The sequence below is a fragment of the Paraburkholderia sp. CHISQ3 genome (assembly GCF_030464945.1).
In the GTDB taxonomy this organism is placed as follows: Bacteria; Pseudomonadota; Gammaproteobacteria; order Burkholderiales; family Burkholderiaceae; genus Paraburkholderia; species Paraburkholderia megapolitana.
This window is the reverse complement of sequence record NZ_JALPRG010000002.1, coordinates 430,177-451,706: the sequence shown is the minus strand read 5'-3', so window position 1 is coordinate 451,706 and position 21,530 is coordinate 430,177. Positions and strand designations below refer to the sequence as shown.

At 63.2% G+C, this 21,530-nt stretch carries 15 protein-coding genes; 9 read left to right on the top strand and 6 right to left on the bottom strand.

Annotated elements, in window-relative coordinates:
* The first annotated feature begins 150 nt into the window (after positions 1-150).
* Positions 151-1,359 (top strand): Bcr/CflA family multidrug efflux MFS transporter, encoded by a 1,209-nt coding sequence (locus tag M0D65_RS05710; protein ID WP_266251740.1) that lies wholly within the window; start codon positions 151-153, stop codon positions 1,357-1,359.
* 103 nt (positions 1,360-1,462) lie between these two features.
* Here the strand turns inward: M0D65_RS05710 and M0D65_RS05705 are convergent, their stop codons facing one another.
* The 3 genes from M0D65_RS05705 to zwf all read right to left on the bottom strand — a co-directional run bounded on the left by M0D65_RS05705 (position 1,463) and on the right by zwf (position 5,645).
* Positions 1,463-3,379: a bifunctional transcriptional regulator/glucokinase gene (locus tag M0D65_RS05705; protein ID WP_091011381.1), complete on the bottom strand. Its 1,917-nt coding sequence runs from the start codon at positions 3,377-3,379 to the stop codon at positions 1,463-1,465.
* Complete coding sequence (gene pgl / locus M0D65_RS05700; RefSeq protein WP_091011382.1) at positions 3,357-4,061, bottom strand: 6-phosphogluconolactonase; 705 nt, start codon at positions 4,059-4,061, stop codon at positions 3,357-3,359. Before pgl ends, M0D65_RS05705 begins: the two co-directional genes overlap by 23 nt.
* A 123-nt stretch (positions 4,062-4,184) precedes the next feature.
* Positions 4,185-5,645, bottom strand: a complete 1,461-nt coding sequence (gene zwf / locus M0D65_RS05695; protein WP_091011383.1) for a glucose-6-phosphate dehydrogenase — start codon at positions 5,643-5,645, stop codon at positions 4,185-4,187.
* Positions 5,646-6,203: 558 nt separating this feature from the next.
* Between zwf and M0D65_RS05690 the strand changes: the two genes are divergently transcribed.
* From M0D65_RS05690 to M0D65_RS05675, 4 genes are all read left to right on the top strand, one after another.
* Complete coding sequence (locus M0D65_RS05690) at positions 6,204-7,451, top strand: ABC transporter substrate-binding protein (RefSeq protein ID WP_266251737.1); 1,248 nt, start codon at positions 6,204-6,206, stop codon at positions 7,449-7,451.
* A gap of 157 nt (positions 7,452-7,608) precedes the next feature.
* Positions 7,609-8,550, top strand: coding sequence for a carbohydrate ABC transporter permease (locus M0D65_RS05685; RefSeq protein ID WP_091011385.1), 942 nt, complete (start codon positions 7,609-7,611; stop codon positions 8,548-8,550).
* Positions 8,540-9,397 carry a carbohydrate ABC transporter permease gene (locus M0D65_RS05680; protein WP_091011386.1) on the top strand — a complete coding sequence of 286 codons (858 nt, stop codon included), beginning with the start codon at positions 8,540-8,542 and terminating at the stop codon, positions 9,395-9,397. The genes M0D65_RS05685 and M0D65_RS05680 overlap by 11 nt, the downstream gene beginning before the upstream one ends.
* Before the next feature lie 110 nt (positions 9,398-9,507).
* Positions 9,508-10,623, top strand: coding sequence for an ABC transporter ATP-binding protein (locus M0D65_RS05675; protein WP_266251734.1), 1,116 nt, complete (start codon positions 9,508-9,510; stop codon positions 10,621-10,623).
* Between the two features lie 854 nt (positions 10,624-11,477).
* On the opposite strand, the gene M0D65_RS05670 is transcribed toward M0D65_RS05675, so the two are convergent.
* Both M0D65_RS05670 and trxB read right to left on the bottom strand, forming a co-directional pair.
* A complete protein-coding gene (locus M0D65_RS05670) occupies positions 11,478-12,224 on the bottom strand; it encodes a Smr/MutS family protein (protein ID WP_266251732.1) in 747 nt (248 codons plus the stop codon).
* Positions 12,225-12,380: 156 nt separating this feature from the next.
* Positions 12,381-13,379, bottom strand: a complete 999-nt coding sequence (trxB, locus tag M0D65_RS05665) for a thioredoxin-disulfide reductase (protein WP_091011389.1) — start codon at positions 13,377-13,379, stop codon at positions 12,381-12,383.
* A gap of 375 nt (positions 13,380-13,754) precedes the next feature.
* Between trxB and M0D65_RS05660 the strand changes: the two genes are divergently transcribed.
* Both M0D65_RS05660 and lolA read left to right on the top strand, forming a co-directional pair.
* Positions 13,755-16,070: a DNA translocase FtsK gene (locus tag M0D65_RS05660; protein ID WP_170275849.1), complete on the top strand. Its 2,316-nt coding sequence runs from the start codon at positions 13,755-13,757 to the stop codon at positions 16,068-16,070.
* A gap of 100 nt (positions 16,071-16,170) precedes the next feature.
* Positions 16,171-16,911, top strand: a complete 741-nt coding sequence (lolA, locus tag M0D65_RS05655) for an outer membrane lipoprotein chaperone LolA (RefSeq protein WP_266251730.1) — start codon at positions 16,171-16,173, stop codon at positions 16,909-16,911.
* Between the two features lie 70 nt (positions 16,912-16,981).
* Here the strand turns inward: lolA and cytX are convergent, their stop codons facing one another.
* Complete coding sequence (gene cytX / locus M0D65_RS05650) at positions 16,982-18,301, bottom strand: putative hydroxymethylpyrimidine transporter CytX (RefSeq protein ID WP_266251728.1); 1,320 nt, start codon at positions 18,299-18,301, stop codon at positions 16,982-16,984.
* A gap of 441 nt (positions 18,302-18,742) precedes the next feature.
* Here cytX and M0D65_RS05645 point away from each other — a divergent pair, with 441 nt between their 5' ends.
* Complete coding sequence (locus tag M0D65_RS05645; RefSeq protein ID WP_266251726.1) at positions 18,743-20,056, top strand: replication-associated recombination protein A; 1,314 nt, start codon at positions 18,743-18,745, stop codon at positions 20,054-20,056.
* A 106-nt stretch (positions 20,057-20,162) separates the two neighbouring features.
* Positions 20,163-21,455, top strand: coding sequence for a serine--tRNA ligase (gene serS / locus M0D65_RS05640; RefSeq protein WP_266251725.1), 1,293 nt, complete (start codon positions 20,163-20,165; stop codon positions 21,453-21,455).
* The last annotated feature ends 75 nt before the right edge of the window (positions 21,456-21,530 follow it).

The window sequence follows — 21,530 nt, the reverse complement described above, 5'->3', positions numbered from 1 at the left end:
GCCCGACACGCGGCAGGAAGCGGCACAAGCCGGTCATCACGGTTCTCACTGCCTGCCTCATCCGATACGTCGGGTACAATCGCCCCACCTCTCCGTTCTTCCATCAGCTCCGGTGTTGGCGCGGACGAACTGCCTACCCCCTGGATTCCCATGTCTCACGTTGTCAGACGCCGGCCCGATGGTCGGCTGATTCTGTTGCTCGGCGCGCTCGCTGCCTGCGGTCCGCTCTCGACGGACATGTATCTGCCGAGTCTGCCGTCGATCGCACTCGCATTCGGTGTCACGTCCGCGGTCGCACAATCCACACTGACCAGTTTCATGGCCGGGTTTTCGGTTGGCATGCTGTTGTACGGCCCGCTATCCGATGCCTATGGCCGGCGCCCGATCCTGCTCGGCGGCATCGCGCTGTTTACGCTGTCGAGCATCGCGTGCGTGTTCTCGTTCTCGATCGGTTCGCTCGTGCTCGTACGGTTTCTGCAGGCACTCGGTGCGGGCGCGGCGTCGGTGCTGTCACGCGCCATCGCGCGCGATGCGCATGAGCCGAGCGATGCGGCGCGCGTGCTGTCGATGGTCGCGATCGTTACGGCGGTGGGGCCGCTGCTGGCGCCGTTGATTGGCGGTCAATTGCTACTGCTTGGCAGCTGGCGCGTGGTGTTCATGGCGCTCACGCTGTTCGGCGCGTGCTGCGCTGTGACCGCGTATCTGCGCGTGCCCGAAACCTGGCCGCGCGAGAAGCGCGCCAATTCCGCGGTGTTGCAATCGTTCACTGCCTACGGCCGGCTGCTGCGCGATCCGCTGGTGTGGGGGCACTTGCTATGCGGCGGGATGGCGTTCGCATCGATGTTCACGTATATCTCGGCGACGCCGTTCGTCTACATCGATTACTTCCACGTGTCGCCGCAGCACTACGGGTTCTTCTTCGGCCTGAACGTGTTCGGCATTATCGCCGGCAACTTCCTGAATACGCGTTTCGTCGGGCGCGTGGGGCAGTTGCGCATCATCTCGTTCGCGGCGACGATCAGCTGTATCGCCTCGCTGTTCGTCGCGCTGGTGTGCATCACCGGTTGGGGTGGGCTGTGGTCGATCGTGGTTGGGTTGTTCTTCGTGGTCGGTGTGGTGGGTGTGTTGTCCGCCAACTGCACGACGGATTTGATGCACCGCTACCCGCACAACGCAGGCGCTGCGGCTGCGGTGTTTGGCGCAGTGCAGCTCGCGCTCGGTGCGCTTGCGAGCATTGTTGTAGGGCTATGGCACGACACGTCGCCGCTCGGCATGGGCGTTACGATCGGCTCGGCTGGTGTGCTGTGTTATGCGGGACGTCTGTTGATCTTGCGCTGGCACGATCGGCCGGTGCGGTAGGGCAGCTCAGGGAAGGGTGCGACGTGCTGTGCTCAAGAAGTACTCGGGCCGGGCCGCACGCACCGCGCGTGGCAACCCGAGCCCACTACATCACACGCACGCCCTAATCGCGCGCCGTCGACGCCGCGCCATGACTGAGCCAGTCGAGCACGGCCGTCGCCTCATCGTCGGCACCGTCGCGCACTTTCGCAACCGCTTCACGAACGTCGGCGTCCGGTGCGGCATGGCGGATCGCCACACCGACCGCGAGGATGTCGATCATCACGAGATGCAGGATTCGCGAAATCATCGACAGCTGCGATTCGCGCATTTCGATGTGATCGGTTTCGAGCGCCACTGTCGCGCGCTTGGCGAGCGGCGTGTTGCTCGACGTAATCGCGATCACCTGCGCGCCGGCCTGCATCGCTACTTCGAGCACACGCAACAGCTCGGGCGCGCGCCCCGACTTCGACACCGCGACAATCACGTCCCCCTTGCCGAGCAACGCCGCCGACGCAGCCTGCATGTACAGGTCGCCGTACGCGATGGTCGGAATGCCGAAGCGGAAGAACTTGTAGTGCGCGTCCTGCGCAACGATGTTCGAATTGCCGAGCCCGTAGAACTCGATGCGCCGCGCGCCGGTAAGCAGATCGATTGCACGTTCGACGTGTTCGAAATTCAGATGCTCGCGCAACTGCAGGATCGCGGACACCGTGTTGTCGAGCACCTTCGCGCCGAAATCGGTTGCGGTGTCGCCGAGGTGCACCTGGCTGTGGCTGACCGGAATCGTACCGGTCAGACCAGTGGCCAGTTTCAGCTTGAAATCGGACAGCCCCTGACAGCCGAGCGACCGGCAAAAGCGGATCACGGTCGGCTGGCTGACGTCGGCCTTGCGTGCGATGTCGACGATCGGATCGTTGATGATCGAGCGCGGATGATTGAGCGCGAGATCGGCGACGCGTCGTTCGGCCGGCGTCAGCGCATCGCGCATCTGCCTGATCCGCTCGAACACTGCCGACGATCCACCGCCCGCGCGATTCGACAGTTGCTCCGCGAGAATCGCGGAAACCCCCAGAAACGCCGGGTATTCGGCCGTGATCACATAGGTCGGCACGTTCTGCAGATACCCCTCGAAGCGACCCTTCGCCTCGAAGCGCTCGCGAAACGACGAGTGCGCGAACACATCGCCAAGTCGCGGCACGACGCCACCGCCGATATAGATACCGCCGAGCGCGCCCAGCGTCATCGCGACGTTGCCAGCGAAATTACCGAGGATGCCGCAGAAGCAGTCGATGGTTTCGGCGGCGAGTTCATCGCCTTCAAGTGCACGCTTGACGATCTCCGACGTATCGCACGAAGGCGCGACGCGTTTCTTGTCGCGGGCTGCGAGCGCGCGATAGATCACCTCGATGCCAGGACCGGCGACGACACGTTCGAACGACACATGCGACCACTTCTTGCGCGCGTACTGCAGTACCAGGTCTTCGCGTTCGTCTTGCGGCGAGAAGCTTGCGTGACCGCCTTCGCTGCCGAGCGCGATCCAGCGGTCGTCGGCGGGAATCAGACCCGAGACGCCAAGGCCGGTGCCCGGCCCGAGCAACCCGATCACGCTGTTCTGACGACGCGCACCGCCGCCTACCTGTACACGCTGCGTGTCAGTAAGACCTGGCAGCGCCATCGCGAGCGCGGTGAAATCGTTGACGACGAGCAGCGTATCGAAGCCGAGCGCGCGTCGCGTCGCTTCGATCGAAAAGGTCCAGTCGTGATTGGTCATGCTGACCTGATCGCCGTCGACCGGATTCGCAATCGCAATCGCCGCGTGATTCACGCGACCGATCTTCGTGTCCTTCAGATACTTCTGGATGACCTCGGCGACACCGGCATACTCCGCGCACGGATAGACGCGCACCTGGGTAATCTCGCCCTGTTTCACTTCGAGCGCAAAGCGCGCATTGGTGCCGCCGATATCGGCGAGGAGCCTCGGTCCGTCGGCGTGCTGGCCCGTACCGGGCACAGCCTTAGTTTGCACACCAGTAGACATCGAGTCTCACTCCCTTGTCGTTCGCCAGCGTCGAGATGGCATTTTTTTGTGGCGCAGCGGCAGCGGCATTGAGTACGTCGAGCTTGCTCTGTCCAGCGATCAGCAGGAACAGGTGACCGACCTGTTTCAGCGCGCTCATCGACCAGCTCACGCGTGCGTGGGGCGCGGCGCCCGGATGCACGGCGACGAAGTGCTCGGGTGTGGAGATCGCGAAGTCCCATTCGGGCGAATCCGCGAAAATCGACGCGGTATGGCCGTCTTCACCCATGCCGAGCACGGCGACATCGGGCACGAGGCGCGCGGGGTCGGCGTTCAACGCCGCGACGTGCGCGTCGAGTGCCTGGGTCGTGTCGACGAGCGGCCAGAACGTGGCGTCGCGCGCGGCGTTCTGCAGCAGCGTCTCGTGCGCGAGACGCGCATTGCTCGCGCTGTCCGTTTCCGGCACCCATCGATCGTCGACCAGTGTGACGAGGATGCGCGCCCAGTCGAACGGCTGGGTGGATAGATTCTGCAGGAACGGACGTGGGCTGGTGCCGCCCGATACTGCGAGCGTGGCCAGGCGCGTGCCGGTTGCGGACGCGTTTGTCGTTGCGGCAAGCGACGCATGTAGCGCGTCGCCTACCGCCTTCGCCAGCGCGTCGGATTGGGCGCGCGGGTCGTCGAAAGCGTGAAGCTCGATCACTTCTCCTCCGTACAGCTTTCTTGTTAGTTTGCAGGGCGGGCCGCAGAGCGGCCCCTTGGATGCTGCGTCAACGGTCCGCGTCTAGAACTTCGCGCGGACGTCGCCCCGTTCAGTTTTCTACCTTCAATTTTCTTCTTCGAGCCAGCAGGTGCCGTGCTGCGCAAGCATCGCGCTTGCTGCTGCCGGTCCCCACGTGCCCGCTGCGTATGGTTTCGGTGCCTTGTTCGCGGCCGACCAGTCGTTCAGGATCGGTTCGACCCAGCGCCATGCGGCTTCCTGCTCGTCGCGCCGCACGAACAGCGCGAGCCGGCCGTTGATCACGTCGAGAAGCAGCCGCTGATAAGCCTCCATCTGGTTTTCGCGGAAGAACTGGTCGAACGCGAGATCGAGGTGGACGCTGGCGAGATTCATGCCTTCGCCAGGTTGCTTGGCGAGGCAATACAGGCGGATCGTTTCGTTCGGTTGCAGGCGAATGACGAGACGGTTCGCACCGGGGCGCAGCGCGGTCGGCCCCAGCGCCGAGTGCGGCACCGGACGGAAATTCACGACGATCTCAGCGACGCGATCCGCGAGCCGCTTGCCGGTGCGCAGAAAAAACGGCACACCCGACCAACGCCAGTTCTCGATCTCGACTTTCAGTGCGACGAAGGTCTCGGTCGTGCTGTCCTTCTTCACACCGGGTTCGGTTGCGTACGCGGGAACAGCCGTGCCGCGAATCACACCTGCATGATATTGACCGCGCACCGCGACGCGCTGGATATCGCGCGGATCGATCGGCTTGAGCGCACGCAGCACGCGTAGTTTTTCGTCGCGCACCGAGTCGGAATCCATCGAGTGCGGCGGTTCCATCGCGACGATCGAGAGCAACTGCAACAGGTGGTTCTGCACCATGTCGCGCAGCGCGCCGGTATTGTCATAGAAATCGCCGCGCGCCTCGACGCCGAGCTCTTCGGCGATCGTGATCTGAATGCTTTCGACCCATTCGCGGCGCCACAGCGGCTCGAACAGCGCATTGCCGAAGCGCAGCGCGAGCAGGTTCTGCACCGGCTCCTTGCCGAGGTAGTGGTCGATCCGGTAGATCTGTTCTTCCGCGAAGATCTCGCCGACCGCGTCGTTGATCGCGTTCGACGAACGCAGGTCGTAGCCGAGCGGCTTTTCCAGCACGATGCGCGCGTTTTCGTTAAGTCCCACCGATGCCAGCGCATGACAGATCGGCACGAACAGCGACGGCCCGGTAGCGAGGTAGAACACGCGCGTGCCGGACAGCTTGTTCACCGCGTCGCGCAGCAGCACGAAGTCTTCGGCCTTGCTGAGATCGAGCTTCACGTACTCGATGCGCGCGAGAAAGCTTTCCCACGCGGCTTCGTCGAGACCGTCCTTCGACACATACGGCTTGACGTGCCCGTTCACCCAATCGATGTACCCGGCACGATCTTCCTCATGACGCGCGACGCCGACAATCTTGCCGCTGTCCGCGAGCATGCCTGCACGGTGCGCTTCATACAGTGCGGGCAGGATCTTGCGCATCGACAGATCGCCGGTTCCGCCGAAGAGCACGAAGGTGAAGCTTGAATCGGTTTGCATGAGTCTCCGTCGATGTCCTGGTGCCGCCGAAGTGAACGCTAAGTGAGCGTCAGGGCGGCCGTAGTCCGATAAAATTTTTTTTGACACTGAATTGTAGTTTAACTACAATCCAAATCAAGAGGTAGCGCTAATTCGATGAAAAAAGCGTATCCGGGACCTGCGAGATACGCGTTTTCCCGAATCGGCGGTCGTCCCTCGCATGTTAACGGAACATCTCGTTTCTGCATGGGCTGGCAGGCAGTTCCGCTGCCGTTCTGTAGTACGGTGGACCGGCCAATGTGCGATGTGCCTCGAGTCTGCAACGCGCCTCCGGCATACCGGGTCAACGGGTGCGAGGCGGGGCAGGCAAAAATCAAAAGAGGAGACAGTCAATTGCATCCCGAATCACTCATCTCTTGAGCGTCCTGCGGCCGGACAACGGCTTGCTGGCACATGCATGCGCATGCGTCTGCCCGAGGCTCGACCGCTCAATCGTTTTGCCTGTTTGAACCACTCACTGCACCCTGGCTATATCAGGGGCCATTCGTTTTTTGTTCAGGTGTCTGGAGGAGATAAGCAATGAAATTTCGCGCGATCATGGGCGCACTGTGCGCCGCGGGTCTGATGTGTGGCGTGTCGGCCGTGCAGGCTGCCGAGTCGGTTGAAGTGCTGCACTGGTGGACGTCGGGCGGCGAATCGAAAGCTGTCGGCGTGCTGAAAGACGACATGCAGAAGCAGGGTTACACGTGGAAGGACTTCGCGGTTGCGGGCGGCGCAGGGGCGGCGGCCATGACGGCACTGAAGACCCAGGTGATCTCGGGCAATGCACCGACTGCTGCGCAGATCAAGGGTCCGTTGATCCAGGAATGGGCAGATCAGGGCGTGCTGGTGCCGATCGACTCGGTCGCGGGTGACTGGAAGAAGAACCTGCCGCCGCAGATCGACAAGATCATGCACGCAGGTGGCCACTATGTTGCCGCACCGTTCTCGGTGCACCGCGTGAACTGGGTGTGGATCAACAAGGCTGCGCTCGACAAGGTCGGTGCAAAACCGCCTACCACGTGGCCGGAATTCTTCGCACTCGCCGACAAGCTGAAGGCCGCCGGTATCCAGCCGGTTGCTGCCGGTGGACAACCGTGGCAAGACCTGACGCTGTGGGAAGACGTCGTGCTGTCGCAAGGCGCCGACTTCTACAAGAAGGCGATTGTCGACCTCGACCAGAAGACCCTGACGTCCGCACAGATGGTCGGCGTGTTCGACACGGTTCGCAAGATCGAGTCGTACATGGATAACGGCCGCACCGGCCGCGACTGGAACCTGGCAACGGCGATGGTCATCAACGGCAAGGCCGGCATGCAGTTCATGGGCGACTGGGCGAAGGGCGAGTTCGCGAACGCGGGCAAGCAGTCTGGTACGGACTACATCTGCGCACCGGTGCCGGGTACGTCGAAGCAATACACGTTCAACGTCGACTCGTTCGTGTTCTTCCAGCAGAAGGGTCAGACGGCGGCGACGGCTGGTCAGCTCGCGCTTGCGAAGACGATCATGAGCCCGGAATTCCAGGAGCAGTTCAGCCTGTACAAGGGTTCGATCCCGGTGCGCCTCGGTGTGCCGATGGACAAGTTCGATGCATGCGGCAAGCAGTCGTACGCGGATGAACAGACGGCGATCAAGGCGGGCGGTTATGTTCCGTCGCTGGCACACGGCATGGCTCAGGCAGATGCAACCGCCGGCGCCATCACCGACGTCGTCACGAAGTTCATGAACTCGACGCAAGACTCGAAGAGCGCAGTCGAAGCGCTCGCCAAGGCTGCGAAGACGAAGTAAGCGAAGTAAGCAGGATGGCCACGTGCCCGGTTATGTGTTTCACGCGCAACCGGGCACGCGCCATGTATGACGCCTTACCCGAAGCCACACCCCATGCCAGTCCAGCGTTGCGTTGCATACCTGCAGTCGCCGGCCGCATAGTTTCAGGAGTCGAGTAGTGACTGCTTCTCTTAGCGGAAACGGGAAGAACACGGCCGCCGTGACCCGCCGCACTTCGCCGCTATCGGCGTTTGCCGACCGCTGGATTCCGAAGCTGGTGCTTTCTCCCAGCATCGTGATCAGCCTCGTCTTCGTTTACGGCTTTATCCTCGTTACCGGTTATCTGTCGTTGTCCGATTCGCGGCTGATGCCGCGCTACAACTTCGTCGGCCTCGACCGCTATCGCGAACTGTTCGAGAACGACGTCTGGTGGACCGCTGCCGCGAACCTCGGCTGGTTCGGCATTCCGTTCATTGCTATCTGTGTCGCGCTCGGTCTGTTTCTCGCCATCCTGCTCGACCAGCAGATCCGTAACGAAGGCGCGTTGCGCGCGATCTTCCTGTATCCGATGGCGCTGTCGTTCATCGTGACCGGCACTGCATGGCAATGGATCCTGAATCCCAACCTCGGTATGCAGAAGGTGTTCCACGACTGGGGCTGGACGAGCTTTACCTTCGACTGGCTCGACAATCCCGATCGCGCGATCTTCTGTATCGTGATCGCGGCCGTCTGGCAATCCACCGGCTTCGTGATGGCGCTGTTCCTTGCGGGCCTGCGTGGCGTCGACGCCGAAATCTTCAAGGCAGCACAGGTGGATGGCGCAAGGTTGCCCACCATCTATCGCCGCATCGTCATTCCGAGCATGCGCCCGGTGTTCTTCTCGGTGCTGCTCATTCTCTGCCACATCACGATCAAGACCTTCGACCTCGTCGTCGCGCTGACCGCGGGCGGCCCGGGCACGTCGTCGTCGCTGCCGGCCATGTTTATGTACACGTTTTCGTTTAATCGCGGGCAGCTTGGCGTCGGCGCAGCATCGTCGATGATGATGCTCGCGACCGTCGTGGCCGTACTCGTGCCGCTCATGTACATGGAATCGAGGAGCACGCGCAATGCAGCCTAAGATGACGATTAGCCGTGCCGTCATTTATGCGGCCTTGATTCTGTTTGCGCTGTATTTCCTGTTTCCGCTGTACGTGATGCTGTCCACGTCGTTCAAGGATCTGGATCAGTTGCGTCACGGCAACCTGCTGACGCCGCCGTCCAGCCCGACCTTCGCACCGTGGATCAAGGCCTGGAGCCAGGCATGTACGGGTGTGCGTTGCGACGGCATGGAACCGTTCTTCATGAACTCGGTGCGGATGGTGATCCCGGCCGTGCTGATCTCGTCGATCATCGGCGCGTTCAACGGCTATGTGCTCACGCACTGGCGGTTCCGCGGCGCCGATGCGCTCTTCACGATGTTGCTGGTGGGCTGCTTCATCCCGTTCCAGGCAATCTTGCTGCCGATGGCGCGCGTCGAAGGTTTCTTCGGCCTGTCGAATACGGTGGGCGGACTCGTGCTGGTGCACGTGGTGTACGGGATTGCCTTCACGACGATGTTCTTCCGTAACTTCTACGTGAGCATTCCGGCTGAACTCGTGAAGGCGGCGCGTATCGACGGGGCCGGCTTCTTCGTGATTTTCACGAAGATCCTGCTGCCGGTATCGCTGCCTATCTTCATGGTCTGCCTGATCTGGCAATTCACGCAGATCTGGAATGACTTCCTGTTCGGGATCGTGTTCTCTGGTGTCGATTCGATGCCGATCACGGTTGCGCTGAACAACCTCGTCAATACGTCGACCGGGGTGAAGGAGTACAACGTCGACATGGCCGGCGCGATCATCGCCGCGCTGCCCACGCTGCTCGTCTACGTGATCGCCGGCCGCTACTTCGTGCGCGGCCTGACAGCGGGCGCGGTGAAGGGCTAATCCAATGGACGCCGCGGCGGCGCACTGCGCCTCGCGGCTTGAACAGCATCCGGCCGGCGGCGCTTCGCGCGGCGGGTTCGAAGCAGTACAGAGACTAGAGGAATCACAGCATGGCAAGCCTTTCCATCCGTGACGTATACAAGACTTACCCGAACGGCGTGCCGGTTCTGAAGGGTGTCGATATCGACATCGAAGACGGGCAGTTCCTGATTCTGGTCGGCGGCTCCGGCTGCGGGAAGTCGACGCTGCTGAACATGATCGCCGGTCTCGAAACCGTGACGAAGGGCGAGATCCTGATCGACGGCAAGGTCGTGAACGACCTGTCGCCGAAGGATCGCGACATCGCGATGGTGTTCCAGTCGTATGCGCTGTACCCGTCGATGACAGTGCGCGAGAACATCTCGTTCGGTTTGAACATCCGCAAGGTGCCGAAGGCCGAGCAAAGCCAGATCGTGGAGCGTGTGTCGAACATGCTGCAGATCCAGCATCTGCTCGATCGCAAGCCGGGGCAGCTGTCGGGCGGCCAGCGTCAGCGCGTCGCGATGGGTCGTGCGCTTGCGCGCGATCCGGTGATGTTTCTGTTCGACGAACCGCTGTCGAACCTCGATGCGAAGCTGCGCATTGAAATGCGTTCGGAAATCAAGCTGCTGCATCAACGTCTTGGTACGACGATCGTGTATGTGACGCACGATCAGATCGAAGCGATGACGCTTGGCGATCGTATTGCGGTGATGAAGGACGGTGTCGTCCAGCAGTTCGGCGCGCCGCAGGACATCTACGATTCGCCGTCCAATCTTTTTGTCGCCGGTTTTATCGGTGCGCCGCCGATGAACTTCATTCAGGGCAAGGTGGTGGAGCAGGGTGCCGGGTTCGGTATGGAGCTCGATACGGGTGCGCGCCGTGGCGTGTTGAATCTGCCGTTCGATGGCAAGGTGAAGAGCCATGTTGGGCGCGAAGTGATTCTTGGTTTGCGGCCGGAGCGGATCACCGATGCGCGGAGCGCGCATAACGTTGAAGATGCGCAGTTGCAGTCGATGGAGGTGAAGATCGATGTGATCGAGCCGACCGGGCCGGATACGCTGGTGTTTGCGCAGGTGAATGGCAAGCGGGTGGTGAGTCGGGTGCATCCGGCGTCGAATCCGCAGCCGTTGTCGAATATGAATTTGTTGTTTGATGTGTCGAAGGCGGTTTTGTTTGATCCGGCGAATGAGGAACGCATTGCATAGGGGTCGGCTTTTGCCTGTGCTGGCGGCTCTTTGTTAGCTCCTCGCGGCTGGTCTTTGGTTTATGCCTGTACCGGCGACTTTGTTTTGGCACCTCGCGGCGCAGGCGTTGCCCCTGTGCGGGGCGGCACCTCCTTTCTTTGCCGCGGCAAAGAAAGGAGGCAAAGAAAGCCGCTCGAGACGTTACCGAGTCGTTTCCGCGTGTAGCCCTCGTGGCCCGCACCTAAGTGTCGCCCTCGCACTGAAACGGCAGTGGTCCGAGACGAGATCACACCTCGCCCCGCCAACGGTAGTGACAAGGCGCTCATCCGTTCTGGCGGGCTTCGCCGCCGACGGGCATAACCCGCTTCGGCTTCGTTTAGCGCATCCTTGCGTTTTCGACTTCAGGCTTGCTCTCCCTTCAACTTGCCGCATTAACTTCGTCGCCGACTTCCTGTTCGGGCTTGCGTCTTGAACTGTCCTTCAGCTTTCGCATTCAACTTGACGTCCCGCTGTCCTCGTCGGGTTTCCGCTGTGGTCACCCAACCGCGAGCACGTAGTGCGAGTGGGATGAATGACGGCCTTGTCACTATCGGTTGAGATGCGAGGGATGGTCTCGTTTCGGACCACTACCGTTTCAGTGCGAGAACGACACTTAGGCGCGGGCCACGAAGTTGGCACACGGAAAGGACCAGGTAACGTCTCGAGCGGCTTTCTTTGCCTTCTTTCTTTGCCGCGGCAAAGAAAGAAGGTGCCGCCCCGCACAGGGGCAACGCCTGCGCCGCGAGGCGCTAACTCGCAGCCGCCTGCACAGGCATAAACCAAAGACCGGCCGAGAGGCGCTAACGAAGAGCCGCCGGCACAGGCAACAGACCAAGTCAGACAGTCAGCCGCCCAGGCTGCAGTAACACCAGTACCGCGCCAGCGCCCCCATCATTCGGCCGCGCCTGACAAAACGCGATGACCTCTTCCTTCTGCACGAGCCACGCGCGAACCTTGCCCTTCAGCACGGGCTCCTTGCCGATCGACCCAAGCCCCTTGCCGTGTATCACCCGCAGACACCGCAGACCACGCTTAACCGAATCGCGTACGAAACCAGCCAGCGCGTCGCGTGCTTCATCCCGCCGCATGCCATGCAGGTCCAGTTGCGCCTGCACGATCCACTCGCCCCGGCGCAACTTGCGCACCACATCCTGGCTAATCCCTGGGCGGCAGTAGTACAGCGTGTCGTCGGTTTCGAGCAGGACCTCGGGATCGAACTCGTCGGACAACGCCTCCTGTAGCACCGCTTCTTCGTCGAGCTGGGTCTGCACCGGCAGCGGCGCAGGCGGCTGCCGCGGCACCGAAGCACGCGGCGGAACCGTAAGCGGCGCGACTGCGCCAATCTCACGACGGAACAGGTCGGCGTCGGCGGTGGCCTCGCGGTGCGCTTGCTGGGCGACGATGCGTTCCCGTTCGCGGCGCTCGGCTGCACCCTTCAGCGAATCGCGCAATGCACCGAGGCCGGCAAGTCCCGGCGCGGGTTCGGCAGCCGCTTTTGTGGGGGCGGCGGCGGGTGGTGCAGGCCGTGCCGGCGCAGGCTTCGCGCGTTTCGGTTCGCTAGGGTGAGGCAGGTTCTTCGGCATGACGGTCAGACAGATCGCGTTGCAAGATAAATCGGAGCAATCGAGGCTAGGTGTCGGTAACGACGCTACCTACAAGACACTACAAACAACAAGGGCCGCTGGCTTGTCGGCCGCGGCCCCTGCTCAATGTGCGTCGGCTAGCACCCCGACGCTATTTTACCGTTCCGCTTCCGCGCTCAGCACGTGCTCGCCGGCGGTTTCGTGGATGCTCTCCAGATAGCGCTGTGCGTCGAGCGCAGCCATACAGCCCGTGCCGGCGCTCGTGATCGCCTGGCGGTACACGTGGTCCTGCACGTCGCCGGCGGCGAACACGCCCGGGATGCTCGTGCCGGTCGCATTGCCCGTGAGGCCGCCGTTCGTGATGATGTAGCCGTTCTTCATTTCCAGCTGACCTTCGAACAGGTCCGTGTTCGGCTTGTGGCCGATCGCGACGAACACACCTTGCAGCCCGAGGTCGGTGGTGGCGCCGGTTTGCGCGTGCTTGATACGCAGACCTGTTACGCCAGACTGGTCACCCGTCACTTCGTCGAGCACGTGGTTCCACTTGATCTCGACGACGCCTTCCTTTTCCTTCGCCAGCAGACGGTCGATCAGGATCGGCTCGGCGCGGAACTTGTCGCGGCGATGGATAACCGTCACCTTCTTCGCGATGCCCGCGAGATAGAGTGCTTCCTCGACTGCCGTATTGCCGCCGCCGATCACCGCAACGTCCTGCTTCTTGTAGAAGAAACCGTCGCAGGTCGCGCAGGCGGACACGCCCTTGCCCATGAACGCTTCTTCGGAGGGCAGGCCAAGGTACTGCGCCGATGCGCCGGTCGCGATGATCAGCGAGTCGCAGGTGTATTCGCCGGCATCGCCGATCAGGCGGATCGGCTTTTCGCCGAGCTTCGCGGTGTGGATGTGATCGAACACGATCTCGGTGTTGAAGCGCTCGGCATGCTCCAGAAAACGCTGCATCAGTTCCGGGCCTTGCACGCCGTTTGCGTCGGCGGGCCAGTTTTCGACGTCGGTCGTGGTCATCAGCTGGCCGCCCTGTGCGAGCCCCGTGACGAGTACCGGCGCCAGGTTGGCGCGCGCCGCATAGACGGCAGCGGTATAGCCGGCGGGGCCGGAACCGAGAATCAGAACCTTGGCGTGTTTGGTGGGAGCGGGCATGATCGAAATCCGTAAATAGCGTCCGGCCGGGTGGTGCAGGATGGTGCGAAGCCGGGAACGTGTGTCGAAACTGTAGATGGGTATCAGTCCGGCATTATAAAGGGCAGGGCAATCCGCCGCTCCATGAAGCTTTGCGATGGCGGCGATAGCAAGGCGCATGGGCCTTGCCGGCGGTACCGGCCGGGCTCCCTGAACGAGGCTGCGTGCGGGTAGCCGGGAATCGGCGGGCCCATGAAACCCCGATTTCCCCCTCCAGACCCGGTTACCGTCATTTACAGCCTTGTACGCAATACAACGTTTACAATAGACCGGATCAATCGACTGGCGGCTGGCCCAGCCCGCAACACGCACCGGACCGCCCACGCAACAGGATCAATGGCAAAAGCTACTTATTCCGCGAACGCGCAGGCATTGCCGCACCGCATGTCGCGTCTCTTCACCGAAATCCGCTGGATCCTGCAGGTCGCGCTCGGCGTATTCCTGCTGATGGCACTCGTCAGCTACAGCCGCCACGATCCGAGCTGGACGCACGCGGCGCAGGTCGATCGCATCGCCAACTGGGCGGGCCGCGTCGGCGCCTGGACCTCCGACATCCTGCTGCTGCTGTTCGGGCTGTCCGCCTACTGGTGGATCGTGCTGCTCGCACGGCGCATCTCCGCAAACTACCGGCGCATCACACATCACGAGGCGGTTTCCGACGACGGTCCGCGCGATATCAGCTGGCTGGCCGAGGCGCTCGCGTTCGTCGTGGTGCTGCTCGCCTGCGACGGCATCGAGGCGCTGCGCATGTGGTCGCTGAAAGTGCAATTGCCGCGCGCGCCTGGCGGCGTGGTCGGCGAAGCGGTGGCGCGCGGCGTGTCGCACGCGCTTGGCTTCACCGGCGGCACGCTCGCGCTGCTGGTCGTGCTGGCGGCTGCGCTGTCGCTGTACTTCCGCTTCTCGTGGCTGTCGGTGGCGGAGCGGGTCGGCGATTCGATCATCTCTGCGGTGACGTTCGCTAAGCTGCGCCGCGAGGCCGGCCGCGATCGCAAGCTCGGTGAAGCAGCGGCCGTCAAACGCGAAGGGAAAGTCGAACAGGGCCGCGTGCGGATCGAGGAACACGAGCCGGTGACGATCGTCGCGCCGGTCGTGAAGCCCGAAAAATCCGAACGCGTCGAGAAGGAGCGGCAGGTGCCGCTCTTCACCGACCTGCCTGGCGATTCGACCTTGCCGCCGGTCTCGCTGCTCGATCCCGCGCCCGAAGTACAGGAAACCATTTCCGCCGATACGCTTGAATTCACCTCGCGTCTGATCGAAAAGAAGCTGAAGGATTTCGGCGTCGATGCGAGCGTGATTGCTGCTTATCCTGGGCCGGTCGTGACGCGCTACGAGATCGAGCCGGCCACCGGCGTGAAGGGCAGCCAGATTGTCAACCTCGCGAAGGACCTCGCGCGTTCGTTGTCGCTGGTATCGATCCGTGTCGTCGAGACGATTCCGGGCAAGAACTACATGGCGCTCGAACTGCCGAACCAGCGCCGGCAAACCGTGCGGCTGTCGGAGATTCTCGGTTCCGCCGTCTATGCGGATGCGTCGTCGCCGCTGACCATGGGTCTCGGCAAGGACATCGGCGGCAAGGCGGTCTGCGCCGATCTCGCGAAGATGCCTCACCTGCTGGTGGCCGGCACGACCGGCTCGGGCAAGTCGGTGGGGATCAACGCGATGATCCTCTCGCTGCTCTACAAGGCGAGCGCCGAGCAGGTGCGGATGATCCTGATCGATCCGAAGATGCTCGAAATGAGCGTCTACGAAGGCATTCCGCACTTGCTGTGTCCGGTCGTCACCGACATGAGCCAGGCCGGCCACGCGCTGAACTGGACGGTCGCCGAGATGGAGCGCCGCTACAAGCTGATGAGCAAGCTCGGCGTGCGCAATCTCGCGGGCTACAACAACAAGATCGACGAAGCGGCGAAGCGCGAAGAGAAGCTGCCGAATCCGTTCAGCCTCACCCCGGACGATCCCGAACCGCTCAACCGGTTGCCAAACATCGTCGTCGTGATCGACGAACTCGCCGACCTGATGATGGTGGTCGGCAAGAAGGTCGAAGAGCTGATCGCGCGGATCGCGCAGAAGGCGCGCGCGGCCGGTATTCACCTGATCCTCGCGACGCAGCGTCCGTCGGTCGATGTGATCACCGGGCTCATCAAGGCGAACGTGCCGACGCGGATGGCGTTCCAGGTGTCGTCGAAGATCGATTCGCGCACGATTCTCGACCAGCAGGGCGCCGAATCGCTGCTCGGTATGGGCGACATGCTGTACCTGCCGCCAGGTAGCGGCCTGCCGGTCCGGGTGCACGGCGCGTTCGTGTCCGACGAGGAAGTGCATCGCGTCGTCGACAAGCTCAAGGAACAGGGCGAGCCGAACTACATCGAAGGCATTCTCGAAGGTGGCACGCTGGGCGAAGGCGACGAGGGTTCCGCGGGCGCTGCGGGAACTGGTGCTGCGGGCGGCGAGTCCGACCCGCTGTACGATCAGGCGGTCGAGATCGTCATCAAGAATCGTCGCGCGTCGATTTCGCTCGTGCAGCGGCATCTGCGGATCGGCTACAACCGCGCTGCACGACTGCTCGAACAGATGGAGCAGTCGGGGCTCGTGTCGGCGATGTCGTCGAACGGCAACCGCGAGATTCTCGTCCCGACCCGGGACGCCGACTAGCGGGGCACACGGCATGCCTCGCGGTGCGCTCCACATGGCCTCGCGCGCACCGCGGCAACCCGCCCGCGCGACCATCCGATTCCATTCACGGAGAAACACCATGCAGCACTATGCCGGGCAAGATGCCCGCCACGCAGTCGTCCGCTCGGGCCATGTAAGCCGTCTGGGTCGCCTGATCCGCACACTGGCTCGCGGCGTCGGTTGTGTCGCGATCGGCGCGTCGCTGCTGGCGGCAGCGCCGGCATTCGCGAGCGGCACCGAGCAGTTGCAGGCGTTTGTCGCACAGGTGCATTCGGCGCGCGGCTCGTTCGTGCAGCGCGAAATCAAGGCACCGAACAATGCGGCGGGCGCAAGCGGCGCGCTGCCCACCACGCGCACGGGCGGCACGTCGAGCGGCACGTTCTCGTTCGCGCGACCCGGCAAGTTCATCTGGTCGTACGAGAAACCGTATCAGCAGTTGCTGGAGGCCGACGGCGACAAGCTCTATGTGTATGACAAGGATCTGAACCAGGTCACGATTCGCAAGCTCGGTGGCGCACTCGGCGCGAGCCCGGCCGCGATCCTGTTCGGCAGCAATGATCTGGACAAGAACTTCACGCTGCAGGACGCGGGCGTGAAGGACGGCATCGACTGGCTAGAGTTGACGCCGAAGGCGAAGGACACGCAGTTCCAGCGCGTCGGCATCGGTTTCCGGAACGGCAACCTCGAAGCGATGGAACTGCACGACGTGTTCGGTAACGTGACGTTGCTTACGTTCACGAACATGGAGAAGAACCCGGCGTTGCCCGCCGATCAGTTCAAGTTCACGGTGCCGAAGGGTGCCGATGTGATCAACGGCTGAAACGGCTGAACGCGTTTTCCGCAGATCTCGCGCCGGGCGTCTGCTGCCCGGCGTCTCGCACGCTACCGCGCTACGCCGCGTAAGTCCGCGTGCGCACCGACACCAACGCCAGATAACCGAGTGCGCCGATCGCGAGCGCGGGCAACGTCGCGCCGAGATTCGGTAGCCACTGGTTGATCGCGTGATAGGCGGCGATGCCGATCGCCCACGCGGCGAACGCGCTCACATGCCAGCCGCCAGAGAACGCGTAACGTCCGCGCAGGTCCGCTAGCGCAGCGGCTTCGATGCGGCGCTTGCGCACGATGAAGTGATCGGCCAGCACGACGCCGAACAGCGGCGCGAATACCGAGCCGATCAGCAACAGGAAGTTCTGATACTTCGCCATCGGCACCAGCAGCGCGATCAGCGTGCACAGCGCGCCGAACGCCGCCGACAGCAGTGGTACGCCCGCGCGCGTCCAGAACGTCCCCGTCGATACCGCCGCCGAGTGAATGTCGGCAAACGCGTTATCGATTTCGTCGATCAGTACCAGCAGCAGTGCAAGGCCGCCGCCGGCCTGCGCGAGTGCGGTGGTCAGCAGCGCATCGCCGCCGCCCGCTGCGAGACCGTACACGGCGCCGAGCGCATAGAACCACAGGTTAGCAATGCCGTAGCCGAACAGCGTGCCGCGGAAGGTTTCGCCGGGGCGTCGGCCGAAGCGTGTGTAATCGGCGATCAGCGGCAGCCACGAGAGCGGCATCGCGACGACCAGATCGACGGCGCCGCCGAACGGCATCTCGCCGGTGCCGGGGCGGTGCATCAGCGCTGCAAGATCGTGTCGCGCGAGCAGACTCCACGTGAGCCAGGCCGCGCCCGCGAGCAGCAGCCAGATGCCCCACGTGCGCAGAAAACGCCGGACGAACGACAACGGACCGCTGATCGCAAGCAGCGTCGCTAGCAGACCGAACAATAACGTCCAGACGAGCGGCATCGACAGATTGAACGCCTGTTTTGCGAGTGCATCGGCGGAATCGCGCATGACGATCACTTCGAACGAGCCCCAGCCGACCAGTTGCACCGCATTCAGCACGGCCGGTATCGAGGCGCCGCGTACGCCGAGCGTCGGGCGCAGCGACGACATCGCTGCGAGCCCCGTGTCCGTGCCGATCACGCCGGCCAGAGCGAGCAGTACGACGCCGATCACGGTGCCGAGACCGATTGCCGCGAGCGCAAGCGGTAATGCCAGCCCGGGCACCAGCAGTGCGCCCGCTTGCGCGACCAGTAGCCCGATGCCGAGCGAGAACCACAGCGCGAAGGCGTCGCCGGTGCGGAACGCGCGTCGTGCGTCGGGCACGGGAGTGAGCGGAGCGTAGGTGGGACCGGCGGCGCCGGCGTGCTGGTCTTCTGTCATCGTGTGCTGGTCCTGTCTTGTTGTGTCTTGTTGTGTCTTGTGTCGGGCTTGTGCCGGCATTGCCTCGGAGACTGCCGGCGTGCAGTGGCCCGGTCTATAGTCTGGCCTGCCGCAAGCCGCAAGCCGCAAGCCGCAAGCCGCAAGCCGCAAGCCGCAAGCCGCAAGCCGCAANCAAGCCGTCCGGTGCGCGGCCCGGCACCCGGGTACACGCTGCGCCCGGCGCCCGGCGCGCTGCCAGCTGCGATCGATCTGCTGCCGCTCCGGTTCCGGCTCGCGCCGCGGCTGTCATAATGCACGACTGTACCTGCCGGCCGCCTGTCCACCGAGGTTCGCTGACCTCTGCCGACATCCGCCCGGTCCGCTGCATTCGATGTCGCCCGCAAACGGGCGGCGGGTCTGGGCAAGGTTTGTCCGGAAAGCCGAGATTATCCCCAAAACGCCATGTTCGAAGAACCCCGCGCCAATGTTCCGCTCGCCGAACGCCTGCGGCCCCGCTCGATCGACGAAGTGATCGGCCAGAAACACCTGCTCGGCCCGAACAAGCCGCTGCGGGTCGCATTCGAGTCCGGCGAAGCGCATTCGATGATCCTCTGGGGCCCGCCGGGCGTCGGCAAGACCACGCTCGCGCGACTGATGGCCGACGCGTTTCATGCGGAGTTCATCTCGTTGTCGGCGGTGCTCTCGGGCGTGAAGGATATCCGCGAGGCGGTCGAGACCGCGCAGGTCCATCGCGCGCACGGACGCCAGACGCTCGTGTTCGTCGATGAAGTCCATCGCTTCAACAAGAGCCAGCAGGACGCCTTCTTGCCGCATGTCGAGTCCGGGCTGTTCGTGTTTGTCGGCGCGACGACCGAAAACCCATCGTTCGAGGTGAACAGCGCGCTGCTCTCGCGAGCTGCGGTGTATGTGCTGAAGAGCCTCGATGCCGACGAACAACGCGAGCTGCTCGAGCGCGCGCAGCAGGAACTCGGCGGCCTGACGTTTACCGACGAAGCACGCGACGCACTGATCGGTTCCGCCGATGGCGACGGTCGCAAGCTGCTCAACAACCTCGAGATCGTCGCGCGCGCGGCGGCCCAGCAGAAGACGAAGGAGATCGACGGTACGCTGCTCGGCAGCGCGCTCGCCGAGAATCTGCGTCGTTTCGACAAGGGCGGCGATGCGTTCTACGACCAGATCAGCGCGTTGCACAAGTCGGTGCGCGGTAGTAGCCCGGACGGCGCGCTGTACTGGTTCTGCCGGATGCTCGATGGTGGCGCGGACCCGCGTTATCTGGCGCGCCGCATCGTGCGGATGGCGTGGGAAGACATCGGTCTTGCCGATCCGCGCGCGGGCCGCATCGCGCTGGATGCTGCCGAAACCTACGAGCGCCTCGGCACGCCCGAAGGCGAACTCGCGCTTGCGCAGGCTGTGATTTATCTGGCGGTCGCGCCGAAATCGAATGCGGGCTACATGGCGTACAACGAGGCGCGGCGCTTCGTCGGCAAGGATCAATCGCGGCCGGTGCCGGTGCATCTGCGCAACGCGCCGACGAAGCTGATGAAGGAACTCGGCTACGGTCACGAGTACCGTTATGCGCACGATGAACCCGATGCGTATGCCGCCGGCGAGACCTATTTGCCCGACGATATGCGCGAGCCGCACTGGTACGAACCGACGCCGCGCGGGCTCGAAGGCCGGATCGGCGAGAAGCTCGCACGGCTCGCCGAACTCGATGCGCAATGGCGCAGCGAGAACAAGCCGAAGAAAGACTGACGCCCGTCGGATAGCGCCGCGAAGGCGTCCCGTCGAGAACCTGCCGGCGCCCGCGCGCCGGTGCGTTAAAATCCCATCCTCACACAACGAACACGCGTCCCTCCTCATGCTCGACATCCAGCTGCTGCGCAAAGACATCGACGGCGTCGCGAAGCGACTCGCCGATCGCGGCTATACCCTCGACGTCGCCGCGTTTTCCGCGCTCGAAGCGGAACGCCGCACGAACCAGACCCGCACCGAAGACCTGCAGGCGCGCCGCAACACCCTGTCGAAGCAGATCGGCGGGATGAAAGGGCGGGGCGAGGATACCTCGGCGGTGATGGCCGAAGTGGGCGGTATCGGCGACGAGATGAAAGCGTCGGCGGCGAAGCTCGAGGAAATCCAGACGAAACTCTCCGACCTGCTGCTCGGCGTGCCGAACCTCGCGCACGAGAGCGTGCCGCTCGGCAACGACGAAAGCGGCAATGTGGAAGTGCGCCGCTGGGGTACGCCGCGCGAGTTCGATTTTCCGGTGAAGGATCACGTGGATGTCGGCACGCCGCTCGGGCTCGACTTCGAAACCGGTGCGAAACTGGCCGGCGCGCGCTTCACGATGCTGCGCGGACAGATTGCGCGGCTGCATCGTGGGCTCGCGCAATTCATGATCGATACGCACACGCGGCAGCATGGCTACACGGAAATCTACACGCCGTACATCGTGAATCCGGAGATCCTGTACGGCACCGGACAACTGCCGAAATTCGCCGACGATATGTTTCGCGTCGAGAAGGGCGGTGGCGAGAATACGGTGACGCAGTATCTGATTTCCACGTCGGAAATCTCGCTGACGAATACGGTGCGCGACAGCATCGTCGAAGCGAACACGCTGCCTATCCGGCTGACCGCGCATTCGCCGTGCTTCCGTTCGGAGGCGGGTGCATATGGTCGCGATACGCGCGGACTGATCCGCCAGCATCAGTTCGACAAGGTCGAGATGGTGCAGATCGTCGAGCCGGAAACGTCCTACGACGCGCTCGAACAGATGGTCGGACACGCCGAAGCGATCCTGCAGAAACTCGAATTGCCGTATCGCGTGATTACGCTGTGCACGGGCGATATGGGTTTCTCTGCGGCGAAAACCTACGACCTCGAGGTGTGGCTGCCTGCGCAGGAAACGTATCGCGAGATTTCGAGCTGCTCGAACACCGAGGCGTTCCAGGCGCGCCGGATGCAGGCGCGTTATCGCAACGCGCAGGGCAAGCCGGAGCTCGTGCATACGCTGAACGGTTCGGGGCTCGCGGTGGGGCGCACGCTGGTCGCGGTGCTCGAGAATTTCCAGAATGCGGACGGCTCGGTGACAGTGCCGGCGGCGCTGCGTCCATACGTCGATGGGATGGAGCGGCTGCACCTGGCGGGCTGAGTCCGACGGCGTTCGTCGGGCAAAAATGGCTTGGAATCCGGTCTCAACTGTTCTATAATCTTCGCTTCGCCAAAC